Annotated in this window: 10 protein-coding genes and 7 pseudogenes; 9 read left to right on the top strand and 8 right to left on the bottom strand. The window is 65.2% G+C overall.

Features of this window, described 5'->3' with window-relative positions; genetic code table 11:
* Positions 1-42 precede the first annotated feature (42 nt).
* Together ACFQH2_RS02665 and ACFQH2_RS02660 are read left to right on the top strand one after the other, a co-directional pair.
* On the top strand, positions 43-495 hold the full coding sequence (locus ACFQH2_RS02665; RefSeq protein WP_377076963.1) for a sensor histidine kinase: 453 nt from the start codon (positions 43-45) through the stop codon (positions 493-495).
* 656 nt (positions 496-1151) lie between these two features.
* Positions 1152-1391 (top strand): universal stress protein, encoded by a 240-nt coding sequence (locus tag ACFQH2_RS02660; protein WP_377076429.1) that lies wholly within the window; start codon positions 1152-1154, stop codon positions 1389-1391.
* A gap of 4 nt (positions 1392-1395) precedes the next feature.
* On the opposite strand, the pseudogene ACFQH2_RS02655 reads toward ACFQH2_RS02660, so the two are convergent.
* From ACFQH2_RS02655 to ACFQH2_RS02645, 3 genes and pseudogenes are all read right to left on the bottom strand, one after another.
* Positions 1396-1970 (bottom strand): annotated as a pseudogene (locus ACFQH2_RS02655) (dolichol kinase).
* Positions 1971-3719 carry a glycine--tRNA ligase gene (gene glyS, locus ACFQH2_RS02650; protein WP_377056546.1) on the bottom strand — a complete coding sequence of 583 codons (1749 nt, stop codon included), beginning with the start codon at positions 3717-3719 and terminating at the stop codon, positions 1971-1973.
* Positions 3712-4562: pseudogene (locus ACFQH2_RS02645) on the bottom strand (CBS domain-containing protein). The gene glyS and the pseudogene ACFQH2_RS02645 overlap by 8 nt, the downstream one beginning before the upstream one ends.
* 175 nt (positions 4563-4737) lie before the next feature.
* Between ACFQH2_RS02645 and ACFQH2_RS02640 the strand changes: the two are divergent.
* Both ACFQH2_RS02640 and ligA read left to right on the top strand, forming a co-directional pair.
* On the top strand, positions 4738-4881 hold the full coding sequence (locus ACFQH2_RS02640; RefSeq protein ID WP_377076428.1) for a DUF7556 family protein: 144 nt from the start codon (positions 4738-4740) through the stop codon (positions 4879-4881).
* A 58-nt stretch (positions 4882-4939) separates the two neighbouring features.
* Positions 4940-6982 (top strand): annotated as a pseudogene (gene ligA, locus ACFQH2_RS02635) (NAD-dependent DNA ligase LigA); the annotation flags it as partial.
* A gap of 81 nt (positions 6983-7063) precedes the next feature.
* On the opposite strand, the pseudogene ACFQH2_RS02630 reads toward ligA, so the two are convergent.
* The 3 genes and pseudogenes from ACFQH2_RS02630 to ACFQH2_RS02620 form a co-directional block, all read right to left on the bottom strand.
* Positions 7064-7771 (bottom strand): annotated as a pseudogene (locus ACFQH2_RS02630) (ABC transporter permease); the annotation flags it as partial.
* Positions 7772-7839: 68 nt separating this feature from the next.
* A pseudogene (locus ACFQH2_RS02625) lies at positions 7840-8752 on the bottom strand (ATP-binding cassette domain-containing protein).
* A gap of 61 nt (positions 8753-8813) precedes the next feature.
* Positions 8814-9080 (bottom strand): hypothetical protein, encoded by a 267-nt coding sequence (locus ACFQH2_RS02620; RefSeq protein ID WP_377056534.1) that lies wholly within the window; start codon positions 9078-9080, stop codon positions 8814-8816.
* A 116-nt stretch (positions 9081-9196) separates the two neighbouring features.
* Here ACFQH2_RS02620 and ACFQH2_RS02615 point away from each other — a divergent pair, with 116 nt between their 5' ends.
* Positions 9197-10255 carry a glucodextranase DOMON-like domain-containing protein gene (locus ACFQH2_RS02615; protein WP_377056532.1) on the top strand — a complete coding sequence of 353 codons (1059 nt, stop codon included), beginning with the start codon at positions 9197-9199 and terminating at the stop codon, positions 10253-10255.
* 74 nt (positions 10256-10329) lie between these two features.
* On the opposite strand, the gene ACFQH2_RS02610 is transcribed toward ACFQH2_RS02615, so the two are convergent.
* Positions 10330-11640: an acetamidase/formamidase family protein gene (locus ACFQH2_RS02610; RefSeq protein WP_377056530.1), complete on the bottom strand. Its 1311-nt coding sequence runs from the start codon at positions 11638-11640 to the stop codon at positions 10330-10332.
* Positions 11641-11716: 76 nt separating this feature from the next.
* The gene (locus ACFQH2_RS02605; protein WP_377056528.1) at positions 11717-12046 is read right to left on the bottom strand and encodes a hypothetical protein; all 330 of its coding nucleotides are present in this window, start codon (positions 12044-12046) and stop codon (positions 11717-11719) included.
* 19 nt (positions 12047-12065) lie between these two features.
* Between ACFQH2_RS02605 and ACFQH2_RS02600 the strand changes: the two genes are divergently transcribed.
* From ACFQH2_RS02600 to polC, 4 genes and pseudogenes are all read left to right on the top strand, one after another.
* Entirely contained in the window at positions 12066-13043 is a 978-nt protein-coding gene (locus ACFQH2_RS02600) for an SDR family oxidoreductase (protein WP_377056526.1), read from the top strand.
* Between the two features lie 44 nt (positions 13044-13087).
* Positions 13088-13506, top strand: a pseudogene (locus ACFQH2_RS02595) (PPC domain-containing DNA-binding protein).
* Complete coding sequence (locus ACFQH2_RS02590; RefSeq protein WP_377076427.1) at positions 13507-13743, top strand: hypothetical protein; 237 nt, start codon at positions 13507-13509, stop codon at positions 13741-13743.
* Positions 13737-16260 (top strand): annotated as a pseudogene (gene polC / locus ACFQH2_RS02585) (DNA polymerase II large subunit); the annotation flags it as partial. The gene ACFQH2_RS02590 and the pseudogene polC, both read left to right, overlap by 7 nt.
* Between the last annotated feature and the right edge of the window lie 123 nt (positions 16261-16383).

Raw genomic sequence — 16383 nt, 5'->3', positions numbered from 1 at the left:
CGTTGTAGCGAACAGCGAGGCGACGCTTGCTGCGAAATATCGATGGCAATCCGTGCCGATCGGAGTCGTCTCGCGCAGTTGTTGGAGAACCTGTTTCGGAATAGCGTGGAGCATGGCACCACGAACAGTCGGTCGCAGACCGACGACGCTGTCGAGCACGGCTCGACAGGCCCTGACTCACAGGTTCGTCAGGACAGCGTGGAGCATGGCTCCACGAACAGTCGGCCACAGGGCGACACCAAACCACTCCAGGTCACTGTCGGCGAACTCCCCGACAGGGATGGGTTCTACGTCGAAGATACCGGCTATGGGCTCTCCGAAGCCGACCAGGACAGGATCTTCGAGCCGGGCTACTCCTCGACGGAGGACGGGACGGGCTTTGGGCTCGCAATCGTCGAACAGATCGTTTCCGCACACGGCTGGGAGATGTCGGTGACAGAGAGCACGGCGGGCGGCCTACGTTTCGAGATCAGCGGCGTCGAACGCGTCGACTGACGACCGCTCGATTAGGGGTTATGAGGTTTATGCCGTCGCGTGACGATATCATAGTATGGTAGCCGAGAGCGCCACCGGCACGCTTCTGTTCCCCGTCGGGAACCCGGAGACGGTCGACCGGCTAATAGATACCGCGATCGATATCGCGAACGGTCAGTCGCTGCATATCCTCGTTCTACACGTGGTCGAAGTACCGGAACAGGTCCCACTCACTCAGGGCCATCGCCTCCTCGAGAACGGCGAGGAAGAGCAGTTGCTCGACGACGCGAGAAATCGGATCGAGGACGCTGACGTCCCCGCCGAGTCCCAGATCCGGTTTGCGCGGGACATCGCGACGGGGATTGTCGGGGGGTTGATAAGCACGACGCCGACGCGCTCCTGCTGGGATGGCGCGGACGGCCGCGACGCCGGGACATCGTGCTGGGGAGTTTCATCGATCGCGTCCTCGGTGAAGCGCGCTGTGACGTGTTCGTCAAGCGGATCCGACGACCCCAGTGGGACGTCGACTCGATACTCGTCCCCGTCACGGAGGGGCCACACGCCGAACTCGCCGTGGAACTGGCCGGGACAATCGCGCCAGAGCGCAATGCCGACGTCCGGCAGTACACGTTCTCCAGTCCGACGTTGGCGACTCGGCAACCGAAACAGCAGAACAGTTGCTCCGGGAGAGCGCCACCATCCTCCCCGAAGACGTCGACGTCGATACGGCGATCCTCCGGAACGACCACGTTGGGGGAGCGATCACCGACGAGACCGCGAAACACGACCTCACGATCCTCGGAGCGACACGGGCCCCGTTCCTCCGACGGAAACTCGTTGGCTCCATTGCAGAGGGCGTCGGGCGCTCGGCGGCGAGCGAGGTGATAATCGTACGGAGAGCGCTGGAAGAGCGGTAACCACTCAAACGACAGTCGGCATGAACTCGACGCCGATGTACGCCGCGAACCCGGCGACGATGGGAATCGTGAGGTTGTCGTCGATGACGAACCCACTGATCCGGGGCTTGACGCCGTCGGCGACCATCGCGCCAAGTGCGGCGACGGCCGCCGCGACGGGGGCAGAAACGGCCACGCGATGATGAGGCTGATGACGAACATCGCCGCCAGCGAGCGGGGATGTTTGACCGTCCGGAGTGTGTCGGAGCCGAGCAGCCCGCTCACTGGGTCGCCGATGGTGAGCATCAGTATCGCCGGGACGCCGATCGGCGGCCCGAACGCCAGCACGACAACGGTGATGCTGAAGACCCCCAGCGCGTAGCCGGCAAGCGCGTCCTGCTCGTACTCGCGGGTGAGTTTCTCGAAGATCCAGAGATCGAGCGGCGTGAACAGGCGCACTGCCTCGATCAGGATCGTGCCACCGCTCGCCACGAGCATCAGGGTGCCCAGTTGCGCCCACGTCAGGACGTCAAGCAGGTACAACACCGGGATGATCGAGGTGCTCGCGTGGAACAGTCGGCGCTTGAGTTCGTCGGCCATCTACCGCTCCGCGAGTACGTCGAAGGACAGGTCGCCGGAGCGAAGCGCCGCAAGGGTCTCGGTCAGATCGTCGAGAGAGACCCTCACCTGCTCGGTCGAATCGCGCTCGCGAACGGTGACGGTACCCTCTTCGAGCGCCTCGTAGTCCACAGTGACGCAGAAGGGCGTGCCGACCTCGTCCTGGCGGCGGTAGCGGCGACCGATCGCACCGGAGTCGTCGTAGGCGACCGAGAGGCCCGCCTCGCGGAGGTCGGTGGCAACATCGCCGGCGAGTTCGCCCAGCCCTTCCTTGTCCATGAGCGGGAAGACGCCGACGAACGTCGGTGCGACCTCGGGGTCGAGCGCGAGGTAGGTGCGCTCCTCGCCGTCGACCTCGTCCTCGCGGTAACTGTGGGCGAGAATCGTGTAGAGCACGCGGTCGATACCGAACGACGGCTCGACGACGTGGGGCGTGATCTGCTCGCCCGCCTCGGTGACCTCCTCGACGGTGAACTCGGTTTTCTCGACCGGGATGGCGTACTCCTCGCCATCGGCGGAGACCGTGACGGTCTCGCCGTCAAACGCCGAGCGATCCTCCTCGGCGAGTGTCGCCAGCGCGTCGGCAATCTCGCCGGCCGCGCCGCCGAACTCGGGCCCGAGGTAGCTCATATCGGGATCGACCGTCGCTCGTTCGACGGTCTTCGGTTCGTCGTACTGCTTGAAGATCGTGAACTCCTCGTCGGAGTGTTCGCCGTGTTTGCTCAGGTCGTAGTCGCTCCGATAGGCGAAGCCGGTGAGTTCCACCCAGTCGCCATCGAGTTCGGATTCGGCGTCCCAGCAGTCCGCCGAGTAGTGGGCGAGTTCGCCGGGCAGGTGCTGGCGGAAGCGGAACCGGTCCATATCGATGCCGACGCGGTCGTACCACTGTTGGGAAATACCGAGATAGTAACCGATCCACGCGCTGGCGATGGTGCCGTCCGCGACGGCCTCGCCGACCGTCGTCGTGATCGGTTCGCCCTCGTCGTCCTGTTGCTCGGCGACGGGGTAGAGCGTCACCTCGACGTCCTCGACCGTGGCGAGGTCGGGTTCGTCCTCGTCGGGGTCGATGAACAGTTCCAGTTCGGCCTGCGTGAACTCCCGCGTTCGGATAACGGACTTGCGCGGGCTGATCTCGTTGCGGTAGGCCTTGCCGATCTGCGTGACGCCGAAGGGTAACTGATTGCGGGCGTACTCTTTGAGTTGTGGGAACTCGACGAAGATACCCTGGGCGGTCTCCGGGCGCAGATAGCCCGGCGAGGCGTCGCCAGGACCGATGTTCGTGCCGAACATGAGGTTGAAGCTCTCGACGGACTGGCCCGCGAGTCCGGTCCCGCAGTTCGGACAGGTCAGGTCGTGCTCGGCGATCAGGTCCTCGACTTCCGAAATCGGAATGGCTTCCGCGTCCTCGAGGTCGGTGTTGTCCTCGATCAGGTGGTCGGCCCGGTGGCTCTCGCCACACTCGCGACACTCGACGAGCATGTCGTCGAACGTGTCGAGATGGCCCGACGCCTCGAAGACGGGTTCGGGCATGATCGTCGGTGCGTCTATCTCCTGGTTGCCCTCCCTGACCGCGAAGCGGTCACGCCAGGCCTCCTCGACGTTCCCCTTGAGCGCCGCGCCCTGGGGACCGAACGTGTAGAAGCCGGAGACGCCGCCGTAGGCGCCCGACGCCTGCAGGAAGTAACCCCGTCGTTTCGCGAGTTCGACGAGTTTCTCGCCCGTATCAGTCATACAGCGCCTCCAGCAAGTCCATGTCTCGGACGACGCCAACGAGTTGGTCGCCGATGACCAGCGGGATCTGCTCGATATCGTGCGTGATCATCCGCTGGGCGGCCTCCTTGACACTCTTGCTCTTCGAGACAGTCACGAGGTCCGCAGTCATCAGGTCGGCGACGCTGTCGTCGGGAAGTTCGACGTTCCGGACCGTCATCGAGCGGCTCCCGACGCCCTTGATTCCCTCCCACATCCAGTCGTTGTCCTGATCCGCGAAACTGTTGCCCGTCCGCTCTTCCTCCTCGACGACACGGGCCACATCCAGGATGTCGACCTCGGTCAGCATGCCGGTGGGGTCGCCAGCCTCGTCGAGCACGACGGCGTAGGGAACGTTCGCGTAGAACAGTTCTCGCATCCCGACGGCAAGCGGTGCATCCTGATAGGTCGTGTTGATGTCCCGCGTCGCCAACTGCTCGACGCTGGTCTCGGTGTCGATGTCGCCGGTCGCGAGTGCGCGGATCACGTCGGTGATCGTGACGATGCCTTCGAGTTCACCATCGACGACGGGAATACGCCGGGCACCTTCGGTGGCCATCAGTTCGGCGAGTTGCTCGATGGTCGCGTCGTGTTCGATAGTCGGGACCTCCTCCATCAGCAGGGCAAGCTGGTCCTCGTCTGGCTGTTCGATCAGGCTCTCGCGGGAGACCAGGCCACGGTACTCCTCGCCACCGTCGGACTCTTTGACGACCGGAAGCGAAGAGAACTCGCGATCCTGCAGGTACTCAGGGCGTCGTCGCGGCTGCCCGGAAGCGATACCGTGACGAGCTCCGAACGGGGTGTCATCGCGTCGGAAACATTCATACACCGGCGTACGTGCAAAACCGCCATAAACTCCGTGCTTCCAGCGCCGACCGAGACGGGACGCTCAGAGCGGGCTCGAACCGGTTCGAGCAGGGGATAGATTCAAAATCAATCCGATGGCTTTATAGATGTATGAAAGATAGTTACAGATATGTCCACGTCAGGCTACAGCGAGATGTCGACGGACACACGTGAGATCGTGGGAACGGTCGACGATGACGGTCACGGCGGCGAGTACGTGATCGCAGATATTACCCGAGACGGCGCGTGGATTTCGATGGACGTAGCCGACGCGGCGGAGCTATCCGACTGGCAGTAAGCCGAGCGGACTCTCCGGATGATCGATTTTTTTAGCGACGGGGCCAAACTCCCGAGCGATGCCGCCAGCACTCGAGGACAACCCGTATATCGAGGAGCCAGAGACGGAGTTCGAGGCCGTGGAGTCGCTCTCCAGAGAGGCTGCACGCGAGCAGGCCGAACAGCTCCGTGAGGCGATCCGATATCACGACCGACAGTACTACCTCGAGGCCGACCCGGTGATCGCAGACAGGGCCTACGACGCCCTGTTCGAGCGGCTACAAACGCTCGAAGAGACGTTCGACCTCGACCGAGAGGGGAGCCCGACCCAGCGCGTCGGCGGCGAGCCAGTCGAGGCGTTCGACACCGTCGAGCACGTCGCGCCGATGCTCTCGATCGAGGGGAGCGAGGACGTCAAGGAGATCCGCGCCTTCGCCGAGCGCGTCGAGAGCGAGTTCGCCGACGTGAGCTACGTCTGCGAACCGAAGTTCGACGGCATCTCGATCGAAGTCGTCTACAACGATGGCCAGTTAGAGCGCGCTGTCACCCGCGGCGACGGTCAGGAGGGCGACGACGTGACCGCGAACGTCCGGACGATCCGGTCGATCCCACTCCAACTGTCGGGCGACTATCCCGAGTTCCTGGCCGTCCGCGGCGAGATCTACATGCCCAGGGACGCCTTTCAGGCGTACAACCGCGAACTCGTCGAGCGCGGCGAGGACCCCTTCGCGAATCCCCGGAACGCGACGGCGGGGACGATCCGTCAGCACGACCCGACAGTCGTCGCGGAGCGCCCACTGGACTGTTTCTTCTTCGAGGTGCTCGACGCGAGTCGCGAGTGGGAGACCCGCTACGCCGAGGACGAGACCCTCCCAGAGTACGGCCTGCGTGTCAACGAACACACGACCCGCGTCGAGGGGATCGACGAAGCCATCGAGTACCGCGACGGGATGCTGGAGCGTCGCGACGACCTCAACTACGAGATCGACGGCGTCGTGATCAAGGTAAACGACCGGGACCAGCGCGAGACACTCGGCGCGACGTCCCGACACTACCGCTGGGCGATGGCCTACAAGTTCCCCGCACGCACCGAAGAGACGACGGTTCGCGAGATCGCAGTACAGGTCGGGCGCACCGGCCGCCTGACGCCGGTCGCACTGCTCGATCCGGTGGACGTGGGGGCGTCACAGTCGCCCGCGCCAGCCTCCACAACCCCGACGAGATCGCCAGACTGGGCGTCGACGTCGGCGACAGGGTCCGCATCGAGCGTGCGGGCGACGTGATCCCGCAGGTCGCGGAGGTGCTCGAAGACGGGGACGACGGCCACTTCGAGTTTCCCGAGACCTGTCCGGTCTGTGACAGCGCCGTCGAGCGCGACGGTCCGATGGCCCACTGCACCGGAGGGATCGCCTGCGATGCCCAACTGCGCGAGTCGATCGTCTACTACGGAAGCGACGACGGCCTCGACATCGAGGGGCTGGGCGAGCGGACGGTTCGCCAGCTGCTCGACGCCGGGCTGATCGACGGGCTTCCCGACCTCTACCGGATCTCACCCGACGAACTCGCCGAGTTAGAGGGCTGGGGCGAGCAGAGCACACAGAACCTGGTCGACGCCATCGAGGCGACGACCGAACCCCCGCTCGCGGAGTTCCTCTCTGCGCTCGGCGTCCCCCACGTCGGACCGGCGACGGCCCGCGAACTGGCCCGCGAGTTCGGCGATCTAGATACCCTAATGGACGCGGACGTCGACGCGCTCCGGTCGGTCGACGAGGTCGGCGAGGTCGTCGCCAGGGAGATCCACGACTTTTTCGCTTCCGAGGCGAACCGCGCAGTGATCGCCGCACTCCGCAAAGAGGGCGTCGAGCCACAGTCCGCCGAGACGTCCGGCGGCGACGAGCTGACGGTCTGACAGTCGTCTTTACCGGCAGCCTCGACGAGTACACGCGAAGCGAGGCCCAGGAACTGGTCGAGGCCCACGGGGGTCGGCGACGAGCAGCGTCTCGGGCAACACCGACTATCTCGTCACCGGCGAGAATCCCGGTGCGACGAAGGTCGACGACGCCGAAGCGGAGGCTGTCGAACGACTCAGCGAGGCGGAGTTCGAGGCGTTGCTGAAGAGCAGGGCGTCGAAACGGCGAACGTCTGAGGTCGCTCCGGCGGAACAGCCACCCGCCAACCGCGAGCGGAACCACGGTCCAGGCGGCGAGGACGGCCAGTCCGGTCCAGCCGTTGACGTACCACGCGCCCATATATCGCGGCTGTGCGGCGTCACCGTAGACGAAGCCGTACAGCACCATCTGGTAGGCGTAGTGCGGGTTGATCATCGCGATGGGGTACATCCACCAGTCGAACTCGAAGAGTATCGACCACTCACCGGTCTGGACTCGGTTGACGGCGCTCTGTGTGACGAACAGGCCGGGTCCCCACAGAAACCGAAAGAGCACGTAAAGGACGAAGACGCCGACGCCTGACAGCACCGAGGAGGTCGTCGAGCCCGAAAAGCCGATCGCGAGACTCAGGTACGCGACCCCGATGAGCAGGACGGCAAAGACGAACACCAGATAGTCGATCACCGAGTACGCGTCGAACAGCGCGATGACGACGACGAGTCCGGCGAGGAAGGCGAGCAGTATCGGGATGGCGAGGACGACCGACCGCCCGAGGAACTTCCCGAGGACCACGTCGTCACGCGTGTGCGGGAGCGAGAGCGTGAGTGCGAGACTGCCCGACTGGCGCTCGCCGACGATGGCCTTGTAGCCAAGTAGGACGGCGATGATCGGGACGAACATCACCGCTGTACCGAAAAACGAGATCAGGCTCTGAACCGTTAGCTCCTCGCTGCCCGTCGCACCCAGGAACGGGACTGCGGCGTACAGCCCGGTAATAAACAGCGAGAGCAACACGAACAGCACCGAGAGCACGATGAGCGACCGGGACCTGATCGAGTCCTTCAGTTCCTTGCGCGCGATGACCTGCCAACTCATCGGCGTGCCTCCGTCGTGAACTGCTCGAACAGTTCCTCCAGCGACGCCTCCTCGGTCGAGAAGTCCGTGACTTCGACACCAGCCTCCTCGATAGCCGAGATGACGGCGGTTTTGGAGGCGTCCGCGCAGTCGACCAGCATCGTGTTCCCGTCCGTAGAGACGTTCAGAAACGCCCGCGAGCGAGCGGACGGCGTCGAGCGCACGCCCGTCCGGTCGGGCGACAGTGATGCGAAGCGTGTCCGTCGAGTCGGTCGACTCGCGGAGGGCGTCGATGCTGTCCTGAGCGGTGAGTTCGCCGTTCGTGAGGATGCCGACCCGATCACAGACGGCGTCGACCTGAGCGAGAATGTGACTCGAAAAGAAGACCGTCGCACCGCGGTCCCGTTCGGCCTCGATCAGTTCGCGCATCCGGCGTGCACCGTTGGGGTCGAGGCCGGTCGTCGGCTCGTCGAGTATCAGCAAGTCAGGGTCGCCAGCGAGCGCCATCGCCAGTATCAGCCGCTGTTTCATGCCTTTCGAGTAGTCGCTGGCTCGCCTGCTCGCCGAGTCGACGAGTCCGACGCGGTCGAGCAACGCCTCGGGGTCAGCGTCGACGCCTTTGGACTCGCAGGCGAACTGGACGTGCTGGCGGCCGGTAAGCCGGTCGTAGACGCTGAATCCTTCGGGGAGGACGCCGATCCGTTGTCGGACGGCGAGCGGGTCTTCCTGACAGTCGATACCGAACACTTTCGCAGTGCCGTCGGTCGGTCGGACGAAATCGAGGAGGATGTTGATCGTCGTCGACTTCCCGGAGCCGTTCGGTCCCAGAAAGCCGTAGATCTCACCGTCCTCGACCTGGAGGGACAGGTCACGGATCGCGGTCACCGAGTCGTACCGTTTCGTGACCCCGTCGAGTTCGATGGCGGCCATATCGGAAGGCCACGAGCCGAGTGTATATTTTCTTTGTGCAACGGAGCGCGAAAGTATCCCCTCAGATCACGTCGTCGGGGTCGTGGTCGCTCGCCATTCGCTCGGCTTCGGTGGCGTAGCGTTCCTGAAGCGCTTCGTCATCGACTGGCTGAAGGTCCGCTTCGGGCACCGACCGGGCGGCCGTCACGTCGAGGCGAAAGAGCATGTTCGCAGAGAGGTCCCGCTGGTGGTACCGGCCCCCGTCCGGCGTCGCGTAGACGAACGAGACGAGGTTCTCGTCGCCGTAGGAGCGTTCGACGAGCCAACACTGAACCGAATCCTCACTCATGGCCGGGCGTAGCGGGTGTACCGGTATGTATCTGACGTGCTCCGTGGAGCGAGCTATATCTAATTATGATGCAATTGTTCATAATGTTTTTATATCTATAATATAATTACTCAGCTATGCAACGAAGAGAATACCTTGCAGGAATCGGCGCAGCCACTGCAGCGACAGTCGTCGGCGTGCCATCGGTAGCCGCCCAGGAGGGCGACTTTACCGAAGTCGAGGCCTTCGAGACCGGTACCGGCGGAGCGCCCTACGGCCCTGATCAGTACACGCTGCCGACCGGCGGGGATTTTTACGAGGGCGTCTGGGACGTCGAGACGGTGACGCTGTACGAGTCGGACGAGCGGGTCCGCATCGAGTTCACGATGGCGGCCGACATCCAGAACAACTTCGACCTCGATCCGGTCTCTCACCAGTTCGTCCAGGTGTATATCAACTCACCTGAGGCCGACGGGCCCGAAGACCCCAACGGACGGACGGGCACGCACTTCGCGTTCGAGTCTCCGTATCACACTCGGGTCGTCGCACACGGGGAGGGACTGGCAGCGGTCGAGAGCGCGGACGGCGAGGAGGTCTCGGGAGACGTCGAGTACACACAGACCGCGTCGAACGCGGTCGCTGTCGACTTCCCACAGGAGGCAGTCGACTGGAACGACCAGGTCGCCTTCTCCGCGATCATGACGCCGTTCGACGGGTACGGAGACGGAAGCATTCGCGCAATCGAGCCCGAAGCCGCCGAGTACGTTATCGGGGGTGGAACCGCGGGAGCCAACAACCCGGCCGCCATGGATCTGTTGTTACCCGAGGGCGCGACCCGGGCGGACGTGCTGGCGAACACGCCCGAGACGACACCCCAGATACCGCTCGTGACTCTCGGCGACGAGGAACCGGATTCGACCGACGACGAAAACGTCAACGGCGACGAGAACGGATCGGAGAACGGCGACGAGAACGGATCGGAGAACGGCGACGAGAACGGTGACGGAGACGGGACGGAGAACGGCGACGAAAACGGCGACGAAAACGGAATGGAGAACGGGGCGGAGAACGGCGAAGAGAGCGACACCGAAGACGACGACGGTTCGCCAGGATTCGGCATCGGTGCGGCTATCGCTGGCGCGGCCGGCGGTGCGCTGGCCAGCAAGCGACTGGGCGGCGACACCGAGGAGGAGTAACGCGACAGCGCGAGAGCTCTTTTTTAATAGGTTGGAGGGCAACCGGCACGTCCAGCGGAGCGCTGGACGCGATTTTACGCCAGATCGTACTGCTCGCGGACGAGCGAGTCGAGGCCGCGCGCTTCGAGGCGGTCGAGCGGCGCGAGCATATCCAACTGGACGACGCCGGGAAGCCGACCGATCTGGACGCCGCCGGTGAACGTACACCGGGAGCGGACCTCGCCCTCGCTCATGTCGAGGAGGGTCCCGGCGCGGTCGAAGGCGTTCTCGGTGGCGTCGTTGATCGTCGCGCCGCTCCCGATCACCTGGATCGGCCCCATCTCCTCGTCGAGGTCGGTCTCGTACTCGGCGGCGAGGTCCCGGCCCGCGTCGAGTTCCGCCTCGGTGTAGGGCTGGCTAATGAAGGGTAGATCCTCGCGGTTCGGCAACAGCACCGGCCCGTCGATGCCCGCATCCTTGATCACCTCGACATCGATCTCGGTGCGCCCGCTCACGTCGGTCGTGTGCAGGGAGAGTTCGCCATCACCCTGGTTTGCGTGGAGGTCGCCGACGTAGATGCCGCCGCCCTCGATCTTGACCGGACAGATCAGCGTCGCCCCGGCGCGGACCTCTGGGACGTCCATGTGGCCGTCGGTCCGGGCGTCGAGGTCGCTCTCGTCGTCGAGGCCCCAGTCGTGGTCGGCCCCGATCAGGAACTGGCCGAAGTCGCCGGCGTTGTGCGAGTCCGGCAGTTCGACCGGCGGCGTCGTCCCGACGTTCCCGATAAACGGTCGAAGCCGACCGAGCGTCCCCGGAATCTCCGAGGGTTCGTAGAGCAGGATCGGGTGCTGACGGGAGTTCTCGGGGAGGTCCATCGCCTCCTCGGCCCGCTTGGCGAGGTCGTGTGCGCCCGACTCGTCGACGGTGATCCCGACGGTCCGGTCCTCGTCGAACGCGACGGTGTAGCCGAACTCGAAACCGAATGCGGAGGCGTTCGCGCCACACTCCGCACACCGGATCGCGTCCTCGCCAGTGCCCTCGACGACGCTGTCGGGCCACTCGGTGCCACACTCGGGACAGCGGTGGTCGACGAACGGGTCGCTCCCGAACGCCTCCTCGCGCTCGCGCATCGATCCGGTGCTCGTCGCAACGCTGGTCACGTCGATATCCCTGATCCGGAGCGCGATGGCGTCGCCCACCTCTGCGTTCTCGACCCGTATTGGCCGAGTGACCTCGTGGCCGCCGCGGAACCCGGGCGTGATCATCGGGCCCCAGCACGCCGGCGGCGTGTGGGTCGTAATCGTTCCGCCGTCGGCGACCGTGCCGGCCCACTCCTGCTCTGGGCCGACCAGTCCGAGCGTGTACTGATCGACATGTAACTCCTCGTGGATCTCTTGGGATGCCATTGCATACCGAACTACGACGCCACCGATAATAACGGATATAGTTTCAAAGATGACACTCGGGCCGGGGAGCGCTCTCTTACTCGTCCGGTTCGACGAGGCTGACCGCGTCGCTGTCGCTCCGGATCTCTATCTCGTGACGCGTGTGTCGTGCGTGGGTCTCCGCCCAGCGCCGAACACCGTGCTCGGAGAGACGCTCCTCGCCGGCGGGACACTGCCGGCAGTCCGCGCGCCAGGTCGCGACGCCATCGGGGAAATGCCCGGTATGCCGCATATGATCGAGCGCGAACTGTTCGACGGCCTGATTGCCGACGCCCAGTTCGTCGAGTTCGAAGGCGAGGTCCCACTCGCGACCACAGCGTGAACAGGCGAGCGTCGGCGTGTCGTCGATCTCCTCGGGAGCAGTCATACCCCGCCGTACGTGTCGGATGCCCTTCACAGCCCGGATCCTGCTCGCATCACAAGTATCACAAGCCGACACCTCGAAGCGCCGAACAGTTGTGACCGCCCGGGAATCGACGGCCGACGGCGCGACGAGAACCGATCCGCGAGTCGTCCTGATCACGGGTGCTGGCTCGGGCATCGGCGCAGCGACGGCCATCGCCTTCGCCGACCGGGGCTGGACGGTGTACGCGACGGACGTCGAGACGCCGCTGCCCGCGCCGGTGGCCGACCGCTGTCGCACCCGCCAACTGGACGTGGCCGACGCCGAGCAGTGCCAGACGGTCGTCGAAGCGATCACCGCCGAGACCGGACGCATCGACGCGCTGGTGAACAACGCCGGCTACGCCGTATCGGGTCCGGTCGAGGACGTCCCCGTCGAGGAGGTACGAGACGAGTTCGACGTGCTCGTCCACGGCGTCCACCGGCTGGTCAGGCTGGTCCTACCCGGCATGCGCGAGCGCGGCGAGGGACGGATCATCAACGTCTCCAGCGTCCTCGGACTGTCGGCCTATCAGGGGCTGGGAGGCTACGCCGCGGGCAAGGCCGCGCTGGAGGCGCTGACCGACTCCCTCCGACTGGAGCTACGCGGGACAGGCGTCGACGTCGCGCTCGTCGAACCGCCGTGGGTGGATACCGACTTCGACGAGCAGGCCCGCGAGCGACTCGCCGACCTCGACCGTACCGGGGCGTACGCCGAGAGCTACGCAGCCCTCGAAGAGGGGTGGGCGCTGGACGGCGGCCCGCTCGCTATCTCCCCGGCGACTGTCGCAGCGACGGTCGTCGATGCCGCAAGCGATCCGTCGCCCAGAGCGCGATATCCGGTCGGGTCGGTGGCGACGTTCATCCGGTGGGCACACTGGCTACCCGCGTCGGTACAGGATCCGATACGAGATGCGTTCGGGTGGGCAACGGTCCGGATACAGCGGCTCGACGCACGGCTCCGGCAGTGGCTGTCCGGGTGAGCGGAACACGCAGATTTTTGTCCGTGGGACACGCTTGACTGGCTATGAACTATCGGGAGGTCGAGACGACGGGGAGTACCTCGCGAGTCTGGAACACGGCGCGGACTGGCGCGAGGAGATCGAAGCCCTCGCCGAGTCGGTCGACGCCGACGCGGCGTGGTTTACGGCGCTGGGTGCGGTTCAGGACGCCGAACTGTGGTTCTACGATCAGGCCGAGACCGAGTACTACCCGGTGCAGTTCGACGAACCGCTGGAGGTCGCTAGCTGCGTCGGGAACGTCTCCCTGCTGGACGAGGAGCGGTTCGCCCACACGCACGCCGTCCTTTCTCGCCCGAGCGGGCAGGCGCTCGCCGGCCATCTGGACGGCGGGACCGTCTGGGCGGGCGAGGTGTATCTGCGGGTGTTCGAGGAACCGCTGGTGCGGGAACACGACGACGAGACCGATCTGGATCTCTGGTTATAGATGCGGGAGGAAGACGAGCGCTACTTCGGCCGGCTTGAAGACGAACTCGACGTGGCGATGGACGTCGCGAGCGAGGCCAAAGCGCGCGGTGGCGACCCCAAACCGGAAGTCGAGATTCCGATCGCCAAGGACATGGCCGACCGGGTCGAGAACATCCTCGGAATCGACGGCGTCGCCGAGCGCGTCCGCGACCTCGAAGGCGAGATGAGCCGCGAGGAGGCCGCGCAGAACTGGTAACCGACTTCGTCGAGGGGCGGGTCGGCGACTACGAGTCTCGGGAGGGGAAGATCGAAGGCGCGGTCCGGACGGCAGTCGCCCTGCTGACCGAGGGCGTCGTCGCGGCACCGATCGAGGGGATCGACCGGGTCGAACTCAACGAGAACGACGACGGCACCGAGTTCGTCGCGGTCTACTACGCCGGGCCGATCCGCTCGGCCGGCGGGACCGCACAGGCGCTCTCCGTGCTCGTCGCTGACTACGCCCGGGCGCTGCTTGACGTCGACGAGTTCAGAGCCAGAGACCAGGAGGTCGAGCGCTACGCCGAGGAGGTCGGCCTCTACGACAAGGAGACCGGCCTGCAGTACTCGCCGAAGGACAAGGAGACGAAGTTCATCACGCGGAACTGCCCGATCATGCTCGACGGCGAGGCGACCGGCGAGGAGGAAGTCTCGGGCTTTCGGGATCTCGAACGGATCGAGACCAACAGCCCCCGCGGCGGGATGTGTCTCGTCCTCGCGGAGGAATCGCGCTCAAAGCGCCGAAGATCAAGCGCTACACGCGGAACCTGGAGGAGGTCGACTGGCCCTGGCTCGACGACCTCATCGACGGAACGATCGGCGATTCTGACGAGGAAGACGACGCCGGGGACGAGAGCGAAAGCGGCGAGCACACCGATGACGAGGGAGACGAGGCCGGCGACGAACCCGCAGAGCGAGAGGGGCCGCCGCGGGTCGACTCCAGCAAGAAGTTCCTGCGGGACCTGATCGCCGGGCGACCCGTCTTCTCGCATCCCAGCGAGACCGGCGGCTTTCGCCTCCACTACGGTCGGTCGCGCAACCACGGCTTCGCGACGGCGGGCGTCCATCCCGCGACGATGCATCTGGTCGACGACTTCCTCGCGACCGGCACGCAGATCAAGACCGAACTCCCCGGAAAGGCGGCGGGTGTCGTCCCCGTCGACAGCATCGAGGGGCCGACAGTGCGCCTCGCCAACGGCGAGGTCCGCCAGATCGACGATCCGGCGGAGGCCCTCGAAATCAGAAACGGCGTCGAGAAGATCATCGACGTCGGCGAGTATCTGGTCAACTACGGCGAGTTCGTCGAGAACAACCACTCGCTCGCGCCCGCAGGCTACACCTTTGAGTGGTGGATTCAGGAGTTCGCCGAGACCGGGGTGGATGTTCAGGCGATGGAGGACTCGCCGGGCATCGACCTGCAGTCTCCCGGTCCGGACGAGGCCATCGAGTGGGCGACCGAGCACGATGCACCGCTCCACCCCGACCACACCTGTCTCTGGCACGACATCGACGTCGAGACGTTCGAGGCCGTCGTCGAGGCCGTCGAGAACGGAACGGTCGACGCCGACATCCCGGAGGTCGAACACAATAGCGTCGAACCGACCCACACCGACGTGCTCGTCCTGCCGCGCTCGGAGACGGTGCTGGAGGCCGTCGAGGCGCTCCTGCTGGAACACACTCAGACCGATACGACGCTGCGAGTTCCCGTCTGGCGGCCGTTCGTCCGCTCGCTCGGCTTCGCAGTCGACGGCGACCGGCTTACCCGAACCTGGGAGACACTCTCCGAGGACGCCCGGACGTGGCCCAACGCCGTCGACGCGGTCAACGAGGTCGCCCCCTTCGAGATCCGGGAGCGCTCGCCGACCCGCGTCGGCAACCGGATGGGCCGCCCGGAAAAGTCCGAGTCGCGCGAACTGAGCCCCGCCGTCCACACCCTCTTTCCCATCGGCGAGGCCGGCGGCGCCCAGCGTGACGTCTCCGCCGCGGCCAAACACGCCGACTCGATGACCGACACGCCCGGCGAGGTCGAAGTCCAGGTCGGCCGCCGGGAGTGTGCCGCGTGCGGCACGCACAGCTTCAAGACGCGCTGTCCCGACTGCGACGCCCGCACCGAGCCACACTACGAGTGTCCCGACTGCGAGACCCGACTCTACCCCGACGAGTCCGGACGGGTCCACTGCGATCACTGTGAGATCGACGGGACCTCCGTCGAAACGCGCATCGTCGACATTCACGCGGAGTACCGCGAGGCTCTCGAATCCGTCGGCGAGCGCGAGAACGCCTTCGAGATGCTCAAAGGGGTCAAAGGGCTCGCCTCGCACAACAAGACGCCGGAGCCGATGGAGAAAGGCGTCTTCCGCGCGAAACACGGCGTCTCCTCGTTCAAGGACGGCACCGTCCGCTACGACATGACGGACCTGCCGGTCACGTCGGTTCGCGCGAGCGAACTCGACATCACCGTCGATCAGCTTCGCGGCCTCGGCTACCACGAGGATATCCACGGCGACCTGCTCCAGCACGACGACCAGCTCGTCGAGCTGAAAGTCCAGGACGTCGTGCTTTCGGACGGCGCGGCCGAGCACATGCTCAAGACCGCGGACTTCGTCGACGACCTGCTGGAGAGCTACTACGGGCTCGACCCCTACTACGAGGTCGAGGAACGCCAGGAACTGGTCGGCGAACTCGTGTTCGGGATGGCCCCCACACCAGCGCGGCGACGGTCGGACGCGTCATCGGCTTTACCAGCGCGGCAGTCGGCTATGCGCATCCGTTCTTCCACGCGGCGAAGCGGCGGAACTGTGACGGAGATGAAGATTGTGTAATGCTTCTCCTTGATGGACTTTTGAACTTTAGTATAACA

Origin of the sequence: Natronoarchaeum sp. GCM10025703 (assembly GCF_042661985.1) — an archaeon.
Lineage (GTDB): Archaea > Halobacteriota > Halobacteria > Halobacteriales > Natronoarchaeaceae > Natranaeroarchaeum.
The sequence above is the reverse complement of the archived record's forward strand: the minus strand, read 5'-3'. Positions and strand labels throughout refer to the sequence as shown.